Below are 18,668 nucleotides of genomic sequence, written 5' to 3'. Positions count from 1 at the left end.
ATTAGAAGTCCATCGAAGCGCTGACGGTGAACGTGCGCGGTGCGCCTTCGGTCAGGTAGCCATTGCCCGGATAGCCGCCGACGGACGCCCAATAATCGCGATCCGTAACGTTGTCGACACGTGCCCGCAATGTCAGCAGCTTGCCGCTCACTTCCATCATGTAGCGCGCGCCCAGATCAAGACGCGCCCAACCCGGTACCCGCTGTGTATTCGCCGCATCGGCATAAGAGCTTCCCGTCGCGACGATCTGCGAATCCAGAGAGAATCCCTGGATGCCAGGCACATCCCATTCGACACCGAGATTGCCCTGGACCTTGGGAACGCCGATGACGCGATTGCCGTCGTTCGTTCCGCCCGCCGTATCGCGCTGCTTGGCGTCAAGGAATGTCACGCCGCCCAGGACACGCAGGCCTTTTGCCGCTTCGCCGTATACCGACAATTCAACGCCTTGGTGCCTGTCCTTGCCGCCTTCACTGAAGATTTTCGTGACGGGATCCAGCACGCCACTCGGTTTCTCGGTGGTGAAGAAGGCGACGGTGCCACCAATACGGCCACCGTCGTACTTCAGGCCGACTTCCTTCTGCTTGGAGACGTACGGTGAAAGCATGGCCGTATTGTTGATGGCGTCGCCAGGCGCCGCATCTCCTTTACTGAGACTCTCAATGTAATTGGCATAGGCAGACAGACCGTCACGCACTTTCCAGACTACGCCGGCGAACGGAGAATTATTGGATTTCTTGTAGGCATCCGTTTCAGCGCTGGTATTGTAGTCATACGAGCGATCGTCAATGCTTTGATGGCGCATGCCCAAGGTCAATAGCACGCGATCGTCCGCGAACGACAGCGTGTCGCCAATTGCCGTGCTATTCAGCCGAGTACGTCCCGTGATCGCAGGATGGTCCAGAACGCCGCCCCTGAACCCGTCAAGAGCCGGTGGAGCGTAAAAAGTCGGGCGATAGAGATTGGTCGGCAATGCGTAATAACTGCTCCATGCATACGCAGCCTTTTTATCTAAGCGGTAGGTCGAGGCGGAGGCCACGATGCTGTGCCCCACGTCGCCCGTACGTACTTTCCAGCGCACGCCAACTTCCCCGCTCTTGGCCGTATCTTCGCGCGTCGTGTCGGCACGGTAAGTGCTGGCGTCTCCGGTTTGCGCATCATCCACCCTGATGCCGGCAAGCGAACTTGCCTCCTTGCTCTTGCGTATACCGACGGCACCCCATGCTGTCATATTCGGAGCAATATCATACTCGCCGCGCAGCGTTGCAAATTTGTCGCGTTCATTGGAATAGGTCCAATTCTGCGCCCAGTTGTCGTCGCTATCTGGGAGACTTGGCACAGAAGTCAATCCTGCTCCCAGCGTCACGCTTGGCCTGGTTCGCTTGAGTTGATTGTCCTGGAAGCCCAAGTCGGCGGACAACCGCACATCGCGACTATGCCAATCTGCCCCGACGGACAACACGCTGGTATCCACATTTTCCCTATCAACTCCTGTACCACCATTTCCGCGTACTGCATTGATACGGATACCAACACTTTGATCCGGCCCAAAACGACGCGCGATATCGGTCGATACCCGGTATTGCTCACCAGTCGCCTCGCCAACGGTCACGCGCGTCAAAGGTTCGTTACCCGCGCGCTTAGGCACCAAATTGATCGAACCGCCAATAGCACCGCCGCCCGGCGCCGCGCCGTTCAGGAAAGCGCTCGCGCCGCGCAGTACTTCGACGCGTTCGACGAGTTCCGTGGCGATCAACTGGCGCGGCAGAATGCCATACAAGCCGTTATAAGCAACCTCGTCGGATTGCAGAATGAAGCCGCGAATGAAGTAGGAATCCTGAAAATTACCGAAACCGCGTGCCACGCGCACCGATGCATCGTTTTTCAACACATCGCCAATCGTGCGTGCCTGCTGATCCTGAATCAGCTCATTCGTATAGCTGGTGATATTGAACGGCACATCCATATTGTCCTGCGTCCCCAAAATCCCGATACGACCGCCGCGCGCCACCTGCCCGCCTGCATATGGTTTCGACAAACCCTCCGCCGAAGCGTCTGCAGACGCATTGACGACGATGGTGCCGAGCGTCTGCTCGGGCGTGGTGACAGTCGTATCGGTCGACTGTTGTGCAAAAGCGCCGCCGGCCACGAGAAAGGCTGCAATGGCTATGGGGGAACGTCGGAATCGGGAGGACATGAGGAAATACCTGTCTTTCAGATGAGAAAGGTTCTCATTGTAGTCGCCGTCATTTCAAATGGGAATGATTTGCATTAATATTCGTCATTCATACAACAGGATCGACATGAAAGCCCACCGCCTCCGCCAATGGGCATGGATACACAAATGGAGCAGCCTGGTCTGCACCGTATTCATGCTGCTGCTGTGCCTGACCGGCCTGCCGCTGATCTTCCACCATGAGATCGGCCATCTGCTGGGCGACGATATCGAGGCGCCGGAAATGTCCGCCGATGCGCCGCGCGTCAGCCTGGATCGCGTGATGGAAGTGGCGAAATCGCAATTCCCCGACAAGGTCGGCATGTTCGCCGCACAGGAGGAAGATGACGACCGTATCTGGTTCGTCACGATGGGCGCAACGCCGACTTCCGACACCGACCTGAAGCAGGTCGCCGTCGATGCACGTACCGGCGCCGTGCTGGGGCAACCGAGACTGGAAGGCGGCTTCATCAATCTGATGTTCCGTCTGCACGTCGACTTGTTCGCCGGTCTGCCGGGCACGCTGTTCCTCGGTTTCATGGGGCTGCTGCTGGCAGTGGCGATCGTCTCCGGCGTCATCCTCTACTCCCCTTTCATGCGCAAACTGGATTTTGGCACCGTGCGCCGCGACAACTCGCCGCGCGTCAAATGGCTGGACCTGCACAACCTGCTCGGCATCGTCACGCTGGTATGGGCATCGGTGGTAACGCTGACCGGCGTCATCAACACGCTGGCCGATCCGATCATTGCCTACTGGCGCTACGACCAGATGAGCGAAATGATCGCGCCGTACAAGAACCTGCCGCCGCCTGCACGTCTCGGCTCGCTGCAGCAGTCGGTCGATGCAGCGCGGGCACTGGAACCCGGCATGAAGCTGTCTTTCATCGCCTTCCCAGGTACCTCGTTCTCCAGCCCGCATCATTACGGGATTTTCATGCGCGGCGAGACGCCGGCGACATCGCGCCTGCTCAAGCCGGTGCTGGTCGATGCGCAAACCGCAAAGGTGACGGACAGTCGCACGCTGCCGTGGTACGCAACGGCGCTGCTGATTTCGCAACCGCTGCACTTCGGCGATTACGGCGGCCTGCCGATGCAGATCCTGTGGGCGCTACTGGATATCGCCACCATCATCGTGCTCGGCAGCGGTCTGTATCTGTGGCTCAAGCGCAAGAAAGTGCCGAAAGCCAACGAGTCCGCACAGCCGGCGCTGGCTACCGCAGGAAAGGAAATCTGATGGATGCCGCCTTCAAACGCATGTGGGGCGTGCCGATCCTGATCGGCATCATCACCGCCGTCGGCCTGATCGCCGCACTGCTGGGCGACGACGTGTGGGATGCGTTATCGGCTGTCGCGCTGGCGATCCCGGTGGTCGTGGCTGGCTGGTACAGCCTGCCAAAACACTAGAGATTTCGACGGCTTCCGTTTTTCACCGCACATTCCTTGCGGCGGAACCGTAATAGAATCGACGATATCCCCGTTGTTGTTGTATCCCGTCCATTTCGATAGGAGACCATCATGGTGAACGTCGCACTGCAAGTCCGTCTGGAAGCCAAGCCCGGCAAGGAAAAGGAACTGGAAGAATTTCTGCGTGCGCAACTTTCCTATGCGCTGGGTGAGCCGGCGACCGTCTCATGGTTCGCCGTCAAGTTCGACAATCACACCTTCGGCATCTTCGATGCCTTTGCCGATGAAGCCGGCCGCAAGGCGCATCTGGAAGGCGAAATCGCCAAGGCGCTCGGCCAGCGGGCCGGCGAACTGCTGGCCAGGCCGCTGGCAATAGAACGCATGGACGTCATGGCAGCCAAGCTGCCGGGCAACGGCGAAGTGCCCGATTCGCTCGGCTGACTGACGACACTGGCAGCGCTGGCATCGGCATCGTAAAATACCGGCCTGCAAGGAGAATCTTATGAATACCAGCTGGGGCAACGACGAAGACGCGGAAATCGACGACGAGCTGATCCACGATCTCGAATTCCTCGTACCCGATCGCCAACGCAATCGCGGCGACATCGGCACGCGCGATTTCTACGATCGTCAGGACAGGATGGCGCGCGAGATCGTCGATCGTCCGCGCTGAACTGCTCTCGACACGAAAAACGGCGGCCTTGGGGCCGCCGTTTTTTCATCTCCCTCCTCAGTTTCTCTTCTCATCGCGCTGCTCGCGGGATTCGTTGCCTTTCTTCTCATATTGAAATTGCAGCATCGATAGCCGATTGTTTTCCCGGCAATAGGGTTGCGTCATTGCAGTGCGTCCATCCCTCAAGGCGATGGCACCATTATTGCTACAAGGGAACGATGAATTGTCGCCATCGTGATCCGAATCGTTCGCCCATGCTGCTGTCGATGCCATCCGCCTCCACCGATCCTGCGTTGCTGGCACGCATGCTCGGCACACTACTCGCCAACCTCGAAGGCATGGTCTATCGCTGCCGTCTGGACGAACACTGGACGATGGAATTCGTCAGCGAAGGTTGTCTGGCGCTGACCGGTTACCGCGAAGAAGACATCCTGTTCAACAGCCGCATCTCCTACGACCAGATTACGCATCCCGAAGACCGCCGGCACGTACGCACGACGATCCTGGAAGCCGTCGCCAACAATCGCCGCTTCGACATCGAATACCGGATCGTGCGCGCCGACGGCGCCATCCGCTGGGTATGGGAACGCGGCACCAACATCACACCGGGGCGCAAGCACTGGGATGTGCTGGAAGGTTTCATCCAGGACATCACTGAACGCAAGCAGGCCGACGAAGCGCTGCGCGAGGCCGAGCGCCGCTACCGCAGCATCTTCGAGAATGCAATCGAGGGGATTTATCAATCAACGCCGAACGACGGCTACCTCGCGGTGAACCCGGCGCTGGCGCGCATGTACGGCTACGATTCGCCGCAGGAAATGATCGACATGCTGCGCGACATCGATCATCAGCTCTACGTCGATCCGCATCGCCGCACCGAATTCATGCGGCTGATGGAGCAGAACGACGTCGTCACCAATTTCGAATCGCGCATCTACTGCCGCAATGGCGAGATCATCTGGATTTCGGAAAACGCACGCGCCGTACACGACAGCAGTGGCAAACTGCTGTTCTTCGAAGGCACGGTGGAAGCGATCACCGAACGCAAGCTGCACGAAGCCGAGATCCGCTTCCAGGCCACGCACGATGCCTTGACCGGCCTGCCCAACCGCACACTGCTGTACGACCGCATGCAGCAGGCGATGCTGCATTCGGAACGCTACGGCAACCTGACTGCGATCGCCTTCCTCGATCTGGACCAGTTCAAGTTCATCAACGACAGCCTCGGTCACCAGGTCGGCGATGAACTGCTGAAGATCACCGCGCAGCGGCTCAAATCCTGCCTGCGCGAAAGCGACACGGTCGCCCGCCAGGGCGGCGACGAATTCGTGCTGCTGCTGACCAGTCAGCCGAACGAGGAATCGATCACGCAGACGATGCAGCGGGTACTGCACGAAGTGGCAAAACCGTGGGCCGCCAACGACCTGGAATTCCGCATCACCTGCAGCGTCGGCATCACGCTGTATCCGAACGACGGCCGCGATGCGGAAACGCTGCTCAAGCACGCCGATTCGGCGATGTACAAGGCCAAGGAACTTGGCCGCAACATGTTCCAGTACTACTCGGCCGAGATGAATTCCACCGTCACCGACCGGCTGGAACTGCTGAACCGGCTGCGGCAGGCGATTCCGAACGACGAACTGGTGCTGCACTACCAGCCGAAACTGAATCTCGCCAGCGGTGAGATAATCGGTGTCGAAGCGCTGATCCGATGGAACAGCCCGCATTCCGGCCTCATCTCGCCCGGCGCCTTCATCCCGCTGGCGGAGGAAACCGGCCTCATCATCCCGATCGGCGAATGGGTGCTGCAGACCGCGTGCCGCCGCAATCGCGCGTGGCAGGATGCCGGCTATCCGCCAGTCGTGATTTCCGTCAACCTGTCGCCGCGCCAACTGGCTCGCGGCGACATCGTGCAGCAGGTCGAGCGCGTACTGGCGGAAACCGGCCTGGAAGCGCAATGGCTGGAACTGGAAATCACCGAAAGCGTGATGGCAACCGAAGTCGAGAAATCGTTCGCGATGCTGACCGAGTTGCGCGCGATGGGGGTGAGGATTTCGCTCGACGATTTCGGCACCGGTTATTCCAGCCTCAGTTACCTGAAACGCTTCCCGGTCGATACGCTGAAAATCGACCAGTCCTTCGTGCGCGACATCGCCACCGACGGCAACAGCGCCGCCATCGTGCGTGCCATCGTCTCGCTCGGACACAATCTCAATCTGAACGTGCTGGCCGAAGGCATAGAAACCTCGGAACAGTCCGCATTGCTGCGGCAGAACGGTTGCAACGAAGGACAAGGCTATCTGATCAGTCGGCCGGTGCCTGAAAAGGATTTCCTGCGTCTGCTGCAGACATGAAGCCATCGGCCACCACGCGCAAGGGCGGATCAAAATGAAAACGGCCGGCATGTTTGCCGGCCGTTTGCCTTCGGGCAAGACGTATCAGAACGTCATCCGCTTCACGCCTTCCGCCGTGCCCAGCAGGCCGACGTTGGCACCGCGCTGCGCGAACAGGCCGACCGTCACCACACCGACGATCTGGTTGATCTGCTGTTCCGCCGCAACCGGATCGCCAATCCGCAGGCCATGCACGTCAAGAATGTAGCAGCCGTTGTCGGTAACAACCGGCTTGCCGTCTTTCGCACGCAGTTGCGGATCGCCACCCAGTGCACGCAGGCTGCGCGCAACGGCGGCATGCGCCATCGGGATTACCTCGACCGGCAGCGGAAACTTGCCGAGCATCTTGACCAGCTTGGAACCGTCGGCGATGCAGACGAACTGGCGCGCCACCGATGCGACGATCTTTTCGCGCGTCAACGCCGCGCCGCCGCCCTTGATCATCGCGCCCTGCAGCGTGATTTCGTCGGCGCCGTCGATGTAGACGGCCAGCGAATCGACGTCGTTCAGGTCGAACACTTCGATGCCGTGGCCGCGCAGTCGCTCTGCCGTCGCCTCGGACGACGCCACCACACCCTTGATGCGATCCTTGATCGCGCCGAGTTCATCGATAAAGAAGTTGGCCGTGGAGCCGGTGCCCACGCCGATGATCTCGCCGGGCACCACGTATTCGATGGCGGCGCGCGCCACCGCCTGTTTCATTTCGTCTTGAGTCATTGCAATTCGGAAAAGGAAGTCTGGTCGGAAGGCTGCTATTTTAACGGATGCGTGCGGTTCCCTGCCGCGGGCAAGGCTGAATCGATGCGCAACGGCGTTCGCATCATGCATTGCCATCCGGCTCGCCCTTCAGCGTATCGAACAGCGCGATCTGCAGCCGCGAATGCCAGCGCACAAAAGGTCGCCACATCAATGCGGTCAGCGCTGCGGCACAGATCAGAATAATCATCAGCATCTCGGGCGACGGCAGAATGCGCCGGCTCAATGAAGCGATCAGCGCCAGGATCACGACGATCGAAACGATGGGAATCACTTCGGAAACCACGCGCCGCAGCCCGCGGCCGACAATGCCGGCGTCGCCGATCGCCAGTTCGGCGAGCAGCAGGCTCAAGGCCTTCAGCTTGCGGTAGGCGGCAATCAGGAACGGCAGCGATATCGTCAGCGCGCCGCCCCAGACGATGGCCTTCTGGATTTGTTCGTCGGAAATCGACGACGCCAGGTTCAGTTCGATCACGCCGAAGATGTAGATACCGGCGACGAACACCGCCACCGTCATCGCAAAATTCACCAGCACCTGTGCAACGATGCGCAGCACGATGCGGATCAGCGCCGCGCGGTCGCCCTCCGGCTGGCTGCTGCGCAGCCACGCCGTGTAGCGGCTCGCGACATTGGCAATCGATGCTGGCATCGCGTCCGCCGCCTGCCTCGACAGCGGATCGGCCAGCTTGATTAAATAAGGTGTCAGCAGTGTGGTCACGGCCGACACGGCCACCACGATCGGATAAAGGAATTCGCTGGTTACCCGCAGCGACAGGCCGAGCGATGCGATGATGAACGAGAATTCACCGATCTGCGACAACCCCATGCCGACGCGCAGCGAAGTTCGGCCGCCGTTGCCGGTGACGAAGGCACCCAATCCGCAAGACACCATCTTGCCCAGCACCACCGCCACCGTAATCAGCGCAATCGGCAGCGCGTAATCCACCAGCACCGCCGGTTTGAATAGCAGGCCGACGCCGACGAAGAACAGCGCGCTGAACATGTCGCGTATCGGCCCGATCAGCCGTTCGATCAAATGCAGCTGGCGCGCTTCCGCCATGATGGCGCCGATCATGAAGGCACCGAGCGCGATGCTGTAGTCCAGCTTCAGCACCAGCAGGCAGAACCCGAAGCACAAGCCGAGCACGGCAATCAGGAACATTTCCGTACTCTCGAAGCGCGCCACCCAGGCCAGCAGCCGCGGCACCATCAGCAGACCCAGCACCAATGTGACGATCATGAACAGCGACAGCTTGCCGACGGTGGCGAACACATCTCCGGCATCGACCGAACCGTTCATCGCGATGCCGGACAGCAGCGCGATCATGCCGATCGCCAGGATGTCTTCCACGATCAGGATGCCGAAGATCAGCTGCGCGAAGCGTTCGCGCTTCATGCCCAGTTCGTCGAGTGCCTTGACGATGATGGTGGTGGAAGAGATCGCCAGCATCGCACCGAGGAACAGCGAATCCATCGTGTTCCAGCCGAAGTAGCGGCCGATCTCGTAGCCGATCCACGTCATCAGCACGATCTCGGACATCGCGCAGACGAAAGCCGTCAGACCGACGCTGCTGAGTTTCTTCAGGTTGAATTCCAGCCCCAGCGAAAACATCAGGAACACCACACCCAGCTCGGCCACGATCTTGATCGTGTGGTCGTCCTGGATCAGCTCGAACGGCGGCGTGTGCGGGCCGATGATGACGCCGGCCAGGATGTAGCCGAGCACGACCGGCTGCCTGAGCCAGTGGAACAGCAGCGTGACGATGGCGGCGATCAGCATGATCACTGCAAGGTCCTGAATGAATTCCGCTCCATGCATAGCTGCCTCTTCCCAAAGTCTGAAGCCGCCCGCCGGGATTACGCAGACGGGAAGATATCCGTACCGCTGTTCGCTGCCATCAAATTACACAGTGGTGATTCCGGTGTCCACACAATGATCTTGCGCCGGCATAACGCGGCTATACTATGCCCCGCCTTCCAGACCGATCATGCTCAACTCCTTCAATCTCCTGCTGCTTACGGCCGCTTTCGGCGTCGTCATGCTGTTCGTGCTGCTGTCGCTGATGCGCAGCGGCATCCCCGGCGTGCGCGACTGGCTGCTGGCGATCGTGAGCGCCATCGTCGCGCTGCTGCTGTTCGCCAGTCGCGGCAAGATCGCTCCCATCCTGTCGTTCGAGCTGGCGAATACCTTGTATGCCGCTGCCATCTGCCTGCTCTATACCGGTTTCTGCCGCTTCTTCGCGCGCCCGGTTCCGACGAAAACGCTGGCTGGGTCGCTGGCGCTGCTGATCGCACTGCTCGCCCTGTTCCATTACGGCTATGACATGCTGCACGTGCGCATCGCACTCGTCTCGCTGTTTCACGGCGTGCTGTGCCTTGCCATCGGCCTGCTCGTACTGCGCGCCTCCGCCAACGATACGGCACGCTATTCCTGCCGTTTCACTGGCTGCATGGCGATTTTTTTTGCGTTCTCCCATGGCGTGCGTGGCATCGTGCATGGCAGCAATATCGAGCAGCTGTCGTCGGCATTCCAGTCGTCGCCGGTGAATCTGCTGTTCATCTCGATGGGTACGATGGTGATTCCCGTATTCGCGATGGGCATCATCATGATCGTCCACAACCGCATGATGGAACAGGCGATGGCCGCCGCCAACCGGGATTTCCTGACCGGTGCTTGGTCGCGCCGTGCCTTCTTCGAACTGGCCGAACGCGAACTGGTGCGCGTGCGCCGTACCGGCCGGGCGCTATCGCTGCTGCTGTTCGACGTCGATCATTTCAAGCAGATCAACGATACGCACGGTCATGCGGTCGGCGATCGCGTGCTGCAGGAAATCGTCCAGCGCGCGGAAAAGGAGATTCGCGGCATGGATTGCATCGCGCGCGTCGGCGGCGAGGAATTCGCGGTGTTGCTGCCGGAAACCGATGCGGCAGCAGCCATGGTGATCGCCGAACGATTGCGTCTGACATTGGCGGCAGCGCCCGATCCGGAGCAAGTCCGTCTGGTGTCCTGCACGGTCAGCATTGGCATGGCCGTACGCACGGGACAGGAATCGATTGCCGACCTGATGCGGCGTACCGACGCTGCCCTCTACCAGGCCAAGGCGGGCGGGCGCAACCGCATCGTCAGCGCCGCCTGATCGAGATCAGCGCAGCGCCGCTGCCGCCTTAGCCATTTCCGTAATTCGCGCCCAGTCGCCGGCTGCCAGCGCATCCTTCGGCGTCAGCCACGAACCGCCGACGCAGGCGACATTCTTGCAAGCGAGGAATTGCGCAGCCGTCTGCTGCGTGATGCCGCCGGTCGGGCAGAACAGCATGTCGGGAATCGGCCCCGCAATCGCATTCAGCATGCCGACGCCGCCCGCCGGTACTGCCGGGAACAGCTTGACCTGGCGGAATCCGGCTTCGCGGGCAGCGAGGATCTCCGACGGCGTCATCACGCCGGGCAGTAGCGGCAACCCGCTGGCCGCTGCTGCCTGGATCAAGGCCGTCGTCAGCCCTGGCGACACGCCGAATACCGCGCCTGCGTCGCGCGCCTGCGCAAACTCTTCAGGCCGCGTCAGCGTGCCGACACCGACGATGGCTTCCGGTACCTGCTCCGCGATTGCACGAATCGCAGCAATGCCGTGCGGCGTGCGCAGCGTGACTTCCAGCACACGAATGCCGCCGGCCGTGAGGGCCTTCGCCATCGGTACCGCATGACGGATGTCGTCGATCGCGATCACCGGAATCACCGGCGAGACGCGCATGATTTCAAGCAAATTCATCATGGATGGCCTATATCGATTGTTGGACGTGGGTATCTTCGTCGCTGAACGGCTCGGCATCACCCTTGGGCTGGTTGATTTCCGTCGATGCCGGCGTCATCAGATGCGGCAGGCCGAAGCTGGCCGCGCCCTCTTCCGCCGCACCGGCAGTGGCGCGGAACATCGCAAACAGTTCGCGCCCCATGCCGATCATGTTGGAAGACAAGTCTGCTGCTGCCTGCGGCCGGAGCTGCCACTCCGCTTCGTCGACCAATGCCTGCAGCGTGCCGCCTTCGGCATCGAGGCGAATCATGTCGCCGTCGCGCACACGGCCCAACGGACCGTTCGCCAAAACTTCAGGTGACACGTGGATCGCCGCCGGCACCTTGCCGGATGCGCCGGACATGCGTCCGTCCGTCACCAGCGCGACGTGATAGCCGGCATCCTGCAGACTGCCAAGCGCCGGCGTCAACGCATGCAGTTCCGGCATGCCGTTCGCCTTCGGCCCCTGGAAGCGCACCACGGCGACAAAATCGCGGTTCAGCTTGCCGTCCTGGTAGGCGTGCATGAAATCTTCCTGCGAATTGAAGACGATGGCCGGCGCCTCGACCAGATGATGCTGCGGCTTGACGGCAGAAATCTTGATCACCGCGCGGCCGAGATTGCCGGTCAGCAGACGCAGGCCGCCATCCGGCGCGAACGGGCGCTCGGCCGGGCGCAATACGTTCTCGTCGGCACTGGTATCGGGAGAATCACGCCAGACCACATTCTCGCCTTCCAGGAAAGGCTCGCAGCAATGCGCGCGCAAACCCTTGCCGAGGATGGTCGTCACATCGTCGTGCAGCAGGCCGGCGTCCAGCAGTTCGCGGATCACGAAACCGGTACCGCCGGCGGCATGGAAATGATTGACGTCGGCTTCGCCGTTCGGATAGATGCGCGTCAACAAAGGCACAACAGTCGACAGATCATGGAAATCATTCCAGTCAATGACGATGCCGGCCGCACGCGCGATCGCCACCAGATGAATCGTGTGGTTGGTCGAGCCGCCCGTCGTCAGCAACGCAACGATCGCATTGGCAATGGTCTTTTCATCCACCAGCTGCCCCACCGGCGTGAACGCCCCGCCCTGCAGGCTGATCTCGACGGCGCGGCGTGCCGCCTGCGCGGTCAGCGCATCGCGCAGCGGCGTATTCGGCGTGACGAAGGCTGCACCCGGCAAATGCAGGCCCATCACTTCCATCAGCATCTGGTTGCTGTTGGCGGTGCCGTAGAAGGTGCAGGTGCCGGCGTCGTGATACGACTTGCTCTCCGCTTCCAGCAATGCATCGCGATCGATCTTGCCCTGCGCATACAACTGGCGGATGCGTGATTTCTCGGAATTGGACATGCCGGTCGTCATCGGTCCGCTCGGGATGAACACGGCCGGCAGATGGCCGAAGTGCAGCGCGCCGATCAACAGGCCCGGCACGATCTTGTCGCAGATGCCCAGATAGACGGCGGCGTCGAACATATTGTGCGACAGCGCAATCCCGGCCGACATCGCGATCGTGTCGCGCGAAAACAAGGATAGTTCCATGCCCGGCTGCCCCTGCGTGATGCCGTCGCACATCGCGGGCGTGCCGCCGGCGAACTGCGCGACGCCGCCAGCATGGCGCACCGCTTCGCGGATGATGTCGGGAAAGCGATGATAGGGCTGATGCGCCGACAGCATGTCGTTGTAGGCGGACACGATGGCGACCGACGGCAGCTTCTGCTGCTTCAGGACCAGCTTGTCGTTCGGCGGGAAAGCGGCGAATCCGTGCGCCAGGTTCGTGCACGACAGCGTGCTGCGATGCACGCCGCGGCTGACGGATTCCGAAAGATGCTGCAGATAGGCGGCGCGATAAGGGCGGCTGCGCTCGATGATGCGTCCGGTAACGGCGGCTAGGACGGGGTGGAGCTGCATGGATTCTTCCTCGAAATCGAATGTGAAATTTTACTACAAGATGACATGCCGTCCGGCAAGCAAATGCGGAAATGCTCCCGGAAATGCTCCAGCACGCGCGGCCGGTCTTTCCCGCTATGACTGCCGATCACGGATGAAATTCATTTCTGCCCGATGACAATCGGCGGACGTCCGCGAAGCGCTTTCCCCTGTCAATGGAACTTTCCGCCGATCGCGTTATCCGTTACAGGACGCTTGCGACCGGACAATGCGTCTCCCGTTCGCTTCGCAGGCACTGCACCGAAACTATTTGTAGTGGAATTACCATAATCTGATATAGTTATTTCAATCATCGCCATACCGTCATGCCCACTTCCCTTACCGACACTCCTGCCTACCAAGCGCTGCAACAGCATCTGGAGGATGCCCGCCATTGGCAGCTGCGCGACCTATTCGCCCGCAATGCCAAGCGTTTCGAGACATTCTCCACCGAAGGCGCCAGCCTGTTCCTAGACTACTCGAAGAACATTGTCGACGAAAAGACGATGACGCTGCTGTGCGCTCTCGCACGCAATGCGCAAGTCGAGAAAAAACGCGATGCGATGTTTGCCGGCGAGGAAATCAACGGCACCGAACATCGCGCGGTACTGCACACGGCACTGCGCCGGCCGCGTGGCGACAAGCTGCTGCACGACGGCCACGACGTGGTTGCCGACGTGCATGCCGTGCTCGATCGCATCGCGGAATTCACCGAACGCGTGCGTTCCGGCGCATGGCTGGGCCATGACGGCCGCACGATTACCGACATCGTCAACATCGGCATCGGTGGCTCCTATCTGGGCCCGAAGATGACCTGCCAGGCGCTGCGCCCGTTCTGCCATCCGCGCTTGAAGATGCACTTCGTCTCCAACGTCGACGGCCACGATCTCGATGCGCTGCTGCCACAGATCGATGCGTCGACCACGCTGTTCATCATTTCGTCCAAGACCTTCAGCACATCCGAGACGATGACGAATGCGCAATCGGCACGCGCGTGGTTCCTGCAGCATGCGCCGGAAAGCGGATTGCCGCAGCATTTTGTCGCCGTCTCCACGCATCTGGAACTGGTGACAGAGTTCGGCATCGCGCCGGAAAACATGTTTCCCTTCTGGGACTGGGTCGGCGGACGCTATTCGGTGTGGTCGGCAATCGGCCTGTCGCTGGCACTGGCAATTGGCATCGACGGCTTCCGCGATTTCCTTGCCGGTGCGCATGCGATGGATACGCATTTCCGCACCACGCCGCTGGAAAAAAACCTGCCGGCCATCATGGCGCTGACCGGTATCTGGAACCGCAATTTCCTCGGCAGCACGTCGATTTCGATCGCGCCTTATCATCAGGATCTGTCGCTGTTCCCCGGTTATCTGCAACAGCTGGAAATGGAGAGCAACGGCAAGCGCGTGCAGATGGACGGCGCACCGGTATCGGTCGCCACCTGCCCCGTCATCTGGGGCGACACCGGCACCAACGGCCAGCACGCCTACTTCCAGATGCTGCACCAAGGCACCGATATCACGCCGGTCGACTTCATCGCTGCATTGAAACCGTCGCATCACCTTGAACATCATCAGGCGCGCCTGCTGGCGAACTGCTTCGCGCAATCGGAAGCCTTCATGCGCGGCAAGACCGCCGACGAAGTGCGCGCCGACATGACAGCGCAAGGCTTGCCCGATGCCGAAATCGCACGGCTGATCCCGCACCGCACCTTCCCCGGCAACCGTCCCAGCAACACGATTCTGATGGATGCGTTGACGCCGTCAACGCTGGGCGCACTGATCGCGTTGTACGAGCACAAGGTTTTCGTGCAGGGTGCGATCTGGGGCATCAACAGTTTCGATCAGTGGGGCGTGGAGCTCGGCAAGGTGCTGGCGAAGAACATCGAGGCGGAACTGGTCGGCCAGCCGAAACCGGCGCAGCACGACAGTTCGACCAATGGCCTGATCGCACGTGCCCGCAAGGCGCTGTAGTGTTCCGTAACGTTTTCAACGTTCCGATTCACGCCCCCGATGAATGACTTGAATGCGCATTGTGCGAATTGCCGCTGCCGGAAACTCCTGCTACCGTTCACGAAGCCCGAAAACCCAAGCAATACCTGACAACACATACCGGATTCCTTCATCATCATGGCACTCAACGATTTCGATCTAGTCCTGTTCGGCGGCGGCGGCGACCTGTCGATGCGCAAGCTGATTCCCGCGCTCTACGCCCGCGACCGCGCCGGCGATCTGCCGTCGACTGCGCAGATCGTCTGCGTCGGCCGCCATCCCTGGAGTGATACGGAATTCGTCGGCGCGCTGAACGAGAACGCACGGCCGCACATCGCCGAAAAGGCATTCTCGCAGGCGGCATGGGACAAATTCTGCGCACGCATCCGTTATGTTTCTCTGGACGCGACCGACGCTTCCACCTATCAGCCGTTGATCGACGCATTGCGTAACGATGCGAAACTGACGCGCGTGTTCTATCTCGCCGTGTCGCCGACGCTGTTCGCGCAGATCTGCCATAACCTCGCCGAGCGCGGCCTCGCCACCGACAATTCGCGCGTCGTGCTGGAAAAACCGCTGGGCCGCGATCTGGAAAGCGCCAAGCAGATCAACCAGGAAGTCGGCCGCGTCTTCAAGGAATCGCAGATCTTCCGTATCGACCACTATCTCGGCAAGGAAGCCGTGCAGAATCTGCTGGCGCTGCGCTTCGGCAACGTGCTGTTCGAACCGCTTTGGCGGCGCGAATGGATTTCAGACGTGCAGATCACGATTGCCGAGGAAATCGGCGTCGGTAACCGCATGGGCTACTACGAAACGTCCGGCGCGCTGCGCGACATGATGCAGAACCACCTGCTGCAGCTGCTGTGCATCACCGCGATGGAACCGCCGCTGTCGGTCGGTGCCGATGCGGTACGCGACGAGAAACTGAAAGTCCTGCGTTCGCTGAAGCCGTTCACGCCGACCACCCTGTCGCGCAACGTCGTGCGCGGCCAGTATCGCGCTGGCCACGTCGAAGGCAAGCCGGTGCCCGCCTACCGCCAGGAAGACGGTGCCGATCCCGATTCGAACACCGAAACCTTCGTCGCGGTGAAAGCCGAGATCGATACCTGGCGCTGGGCCGGCGTGCCGTTTTACCTGCGTACCGGCAAGCGCATGGCCGACCAGTTGGCCGAGATCGTCGTGCGCTTCAAGTCGCTGCCGCATTCGATCTTCGCGCAATCGGCCAGCAGCTTCCTGCCGAACTGCCTCGTCATCCGCCTGCAGCCGGACGACGGCCTGCAGCTGAACCTGATGGCGAAGACGCCGGGCGACGGCATGCGCCTGAAGCCGGTCGAACTGGAACTCGATTTTTCCGAAACCTTCAAGACGCCGCGCATGGATGCCTACGAGCGCCTGCTGCTGGACGTGCTGCGCGGACATCTGACGCTGTTCATGCGCAGCGACGAACTGGAAGCCGCCTGGGAATGGGTCGAACCCGTGCTGCGCTACTGGGAACAGGAAGGCAACGAGCCGATTCCGTATACCGCCGGCAGCTGGGGCCCGGCCGCCGCCAGCGCGCTGATCGGGCGCGACGGCTTGCAATGGCGCGAAGAAGTGCTGCCCGAATAAGCCGGATCACTTTCTCGCATGCTGCTCGACGCCATCCGCACGCAATACGATTCGCTTTCCCCGTCGGAAAAGAAAGTCGCTCTTGCCGTGCTGGAGCAGCCGGAACGCGCCATCGATGCCAACATCGCCGCACTGGCGAAGAAAGCCGGCGTATCGGAACCGACCGTGGTGCGCTTCTGCCGCGCGATCGGCTTCGACGGCTGGCATGCCTTCAAGCTGAAGCTGGCGCAAAGCCTGGCGCTGTCTCCCGGCGCGGATGCATCGCCGGCGCTGGAAGATCCCGCCGCGGATCTGGTCATCAAGATCTGCGGCCGCTCGATCAATACCCTGCTCGACCTGCGCAACAGCCTCGACCCCGATGCCGTCGAGCGCGCGCTGCAACTGTTGTCGCACGCCACGCGCATCGAGTTCTACGGCCAGGGCACCTCCGGCATCATCGCCGCCGACGCGCAGCACAAGTTCTTCCGTTGCGGCATTCCGACCGTTGCCTACAGCGATCCGCACGTGCACAGCATCGCGGCGTCGCTGCTGAAAAAAGGCGATGCCGTGGTCGCCATCTCGCAGCGCGGCACTAGCCCGGAACTGCTGCGCAGCGTGCAGCTGGCGCGCACGAGCGGCGCCGATGTCGTCGCGCTGGCGCCGAGCGGCACGCCGCTGGCCGAACTGGCGACGGCGCTGATCCCGATCGACCTGCACTTCCACACCGATCCGTACACGCCGATCTCGGCACGGCTCGCGCATCTGGTCGTCATCGATATCCTCGCCGTCGGTCTGGCACTGCGCCTGCCGGCCGAACGCCGCCGCAAGATGGCCCACGCGCAAAAGGCATTGCAGAAGATCGAGATGCAATTCGATTCTTTCCTGCAAATGCCGGACGGCGATTAGATCGCCCGGCTTCTGCCCCCACCGGCACTGCAGTCCGCGACGCAAAGCACGACGTACAATAGAACCTGCTTGCACAGATAAATAACAGAAAACGACAGAGACCGTCATGAACCAGCTCGAACAATTGAAGCAGTACACCACCATCGTCGCCGACACCGGCGATTTCCAGTCGATCAAGGCGTTTGCACCGCAGGATGCCACCACCAATCCGTCGCTGATCCTGAAAGCCGTGCAGAAGGACGAATACCGCCCGATCATGGAACGCGTCGCGCGCGATCATGCCGGCAAGCGCACCGAAGAAATCATCGATCGCCTGCTGATCGCCTTCGGCCAGGAAATCCTGAAAGTGATTCCGGGCCGCGTCTCCACCGAAACCGATGCGCGCCTGTCTTTCGATACCGAAGGCACGATTGCCAAGGGCCGTGCGTTGATCCGTCTGTACGAAGAAGCCGGCATCGCACGCGAACGCGTGCTGATCAAGATTGCTTCGACATGGGAAGGCATACGCGCAGCGCAGGCACTGGAAGCCGAAGGCATCCGCTGCAACCTGACATTGCTGTTCTCGCTGCCGCAGGCAGTCGCCTGCGCCGAAGCCGGCGTGCAACTGATCTCGCCATTCGTCGGCCGCATCTACGACTGGTACAAGAAAAGCACCGGCACCGACTATACCGGCGCCGACGATCCGGGCGTGCAATCGGTCAAGCGCATCTACACCTACTACCGCAAGTTCGGCTACAAGACCGAAGTCATGGGCGCGAGCTTCCGCAATACGTCGCAGATCGTCGAACTGGCCGGTTGCGATCTGCTGACGATCAGCCCGGAACTGCTGCAGAAGCTGGCCGAAACCGATGCGCCGCTGGAACGCAAACTAAGTCCCGAAGCGGCACAGCAGACGCAAGTCGACAAACTCGTGCTGGACGAAAAGACATTCCGCCTGATGCTGAACGACGATGCGATGGCGACGGAAAAACTGGCGGAAGGCATACGCGCGTTCTGCGCGGATGCGGTGAAACTGGAAAAGCTGATTGAGGCACTGTACTGAG

Annotated in this window: 15 protein-coding genes; 10 read left to right on the top strand and 5 right to left on the bottom strand. The window is 61.0% G+C overall.

Translation table 11 applies throughout. The features are described 5' to 3' along the window. Position 1: 1 nt before the first annotated feature. Positions 2–2,197 (bottom strand): TonB-dependent receptor, encoded by a 2,196-nt coding sequence (locus tag ACO1VH_RS07495; RefSeq protein ID WP_486243880.1) that lies wholly within the window; start codon positions 2,195–2,197, stop codon positions 2–4. A gap of 106 nt (positions 2,198–2,303) precedes the next feature. Between ACO1VH_RS07495 and ACO1VH_RS07490 the strand changes: the two genes are divergently transcribed. From ACO1VH_RS07490 to ACO1VH_RS07470, 5 genes are all read left to right on the top strand, one after another. Next, positions 2,304–3,449 carry a PepSY-associated TM helix domain-containing protein gene (locus ACO1VH_RS07490; protein WP_486243879.1) on the top strand — a complete coding sequence of 382 codons (1,146 nt, stop codon included), beginning with the start codon at positions 2,304–2,306 and terminating at the stop codon, positions 3,447–3,449. Continuing rightward, on the top strand, positions 3,449–3,619 hold the full coding sequence (locus ACO1VH_RS07485) for a hypothetical protein (protein WP_486243878.1): 171 nt from the start codon (positions 3,449–3,451) through the stop codon (positions 3,617–3,619). Before ACO1VH_RS07490 ends, ACO1VH_RS07485 begins: the two co-directional genes overlap by 1 nt. A 111-nt stretch (positions 3,620–3,730) precedes the next feature. After that, a complete protein-coding gene (locus ACO1VH_RS07480; RefSeq protein WP_486243877.1) occupies positions 3,731–4,060 on the top strand; it encodes a putative quinol monooxygenase in 330 nt (109 codons plus the stop codon). A 61-nt stretch (positions 4,061–4,121) separates the two neighbouring features. Then, a complete protein-coding gene (locus ACO1VH_RS07475; protein ID WP_486243876.1) occupies positions 4,122–4,292 on the top strand; it encodes a hypothetical protein in 171 nt (56 codons plus the stop codon). Between the two features lie 254 nt (positions 4,293–4,546). Beyond that, a complete protein-coding gene (locus ACO1VH_RS07470) occupies positions 4,547–6,646 on the top strand; it encodes a putative bifunctional diguanylate cyclase/phosphodiesterase (RefSeq protein WP_486244227.1) in 2,100 nt (699 codons plus the stop codon). An 84-nt stretch (positions 6,647–6,730) separates the two neighbouring features. Here ACO1VH_RS07470 and rpiA read toward each other — a convergent pair whose 3' ends face one another. Both rpiA and ACO1VH_RS07460 read right to left on the bottom strand, forming a co-directional pair. Then, entirely contained in the window at positions 6,731–7,402 is a 672-nt protein-coding gene (rpiA, locus tag ACO1VH_RS07465) for a ribose-5-phosphate isomerase RpiA (RefSeq protein WP_486243875.1), read from the bottom strand. Between the two features lie 103 nt (positions 7,403–7,505). Next, a complete protein-coding gene (locus ACO1VH_RS07460; RefSeq protein ID WP_486243874.1) occupies positions 7,506–9,260 on the bottom strand; it encodes a cation:proton antiporter in 1,755 nt (584 codons plus the stop codon). Positions 9,261–9,429: 169 nt separating this feature from the next. On the opposite strand from ACO1VH_RS07460, the gene ACO1VH_RS07455 reads away from it, so the two are divergent. Then, on the top strand, positions 9,430–10,578 hold the full coding sequence (locus ACO1VH_RS07455; protein ID WP_486243873.1) for a GGDEF domain-containing protein: 1,149 nt from the start codon (positions 9,430–9,432) through the stop codon (positions 10,576–10,578). A gap of 6 nt (positions 10,579–10,584) precedes the next feature. Here ACO1VH_RS07455 and eda read toward each other — a convergent pair whose 3' ends face one another. After that, the gene (eda, locus tag ACO1VH_RS07450) at positions 10,585–11,208 is read right to left on the bottom strand and encodes a bifunctional 4-hydroxy-2-oxoglutarate aldolase/2-dehydro-3-deoxy-phosphogluconate aldolase (RefSeq protein ID WP_486243872.1); all 624 of its coding nucleotides are present in this window, start codon (positions 11,206–11,208) and stop codon (positions 10,585–10,587) included. A 7-nt stretch (positions 11,209–11,215) separates the two neighbouring features. Further along, the gene (gene edd / locus ACO1VH_RS07445) at positions 11,216–13,129 is read right to left on the bottom strand and encodes a phosphogluconate dehydratase (RefSeq protein WP_486243871.1); all 1,914 of its coding nucleotides are present in this window, start codon (positions 13,127–13,129) and stop codon (positions 11,216–11,218) included. 344 nt (positions 13,130–13,473) lie between these two features. On the opposite strand from edd, the gene pgi reads away from it, so the two are divergent. From pgi to tal, 4 genes are all read left to right on the top strand, one after another. Further along, on the top strand, positions 13,474–15,114 hold the full coding sequence (pgi, locus tag ACO1VH_RS07440) for a glucose-6-phosphate isomerase (protein ID WP_486243870.1): 1,641 nt from the start codon (positions 13,474–13,476) through the stop codon (positions 15,112–15,114). Between the two features lie 156 nt (positions 15,115–15,270). After that, positions 15,271–16,740: a glucose-6-phosphate dehydrogenase gene (gene zwf / locus ACO1VH_RS07435; protein WP_486243869.1), complete on the top strand. Its 1,470-nt coding sequence runs from the start codon at positions 15,271–15,273 to the stop codon at positions 16,738–16,740. A gap of 18 nt (positions 16,741–16,758) precedes the next feature. Next, complete coding sequence (locus ACO1VH_RS07430) at positions 16,759–17,625, top strand: MurR/RpiR family transcriptional regulator (RefSeq protein WP_486243868.1); 867 nt, start codon at positions 16,759–16,761, stop codon at positions 17,623–17,625. Positions 17,626–17,731: 106 nt separating this feature from the next. Beyond that, positions 17,732–18,667: a transaldolase gene (gene tal, locus ACO1VH_RS07425; protein ID WP_486243867.1), complete on the top strand. Its 936-nt coding sequence runs from the start codon at positions 17,732–17,734 to the stop codon at positions 18,665–18,667. The last annotated feature ends 1 nt before the right edge of the window (position 18,668 follow it).

This window comes from Oxalicibacterium sp., assembly GCF_057353965.1.
The sequence above is the reverse complement of the archived record's forward strand: the minus strand, read 5'-3'. Positions and strand labels throughout refer to the sequence as shown.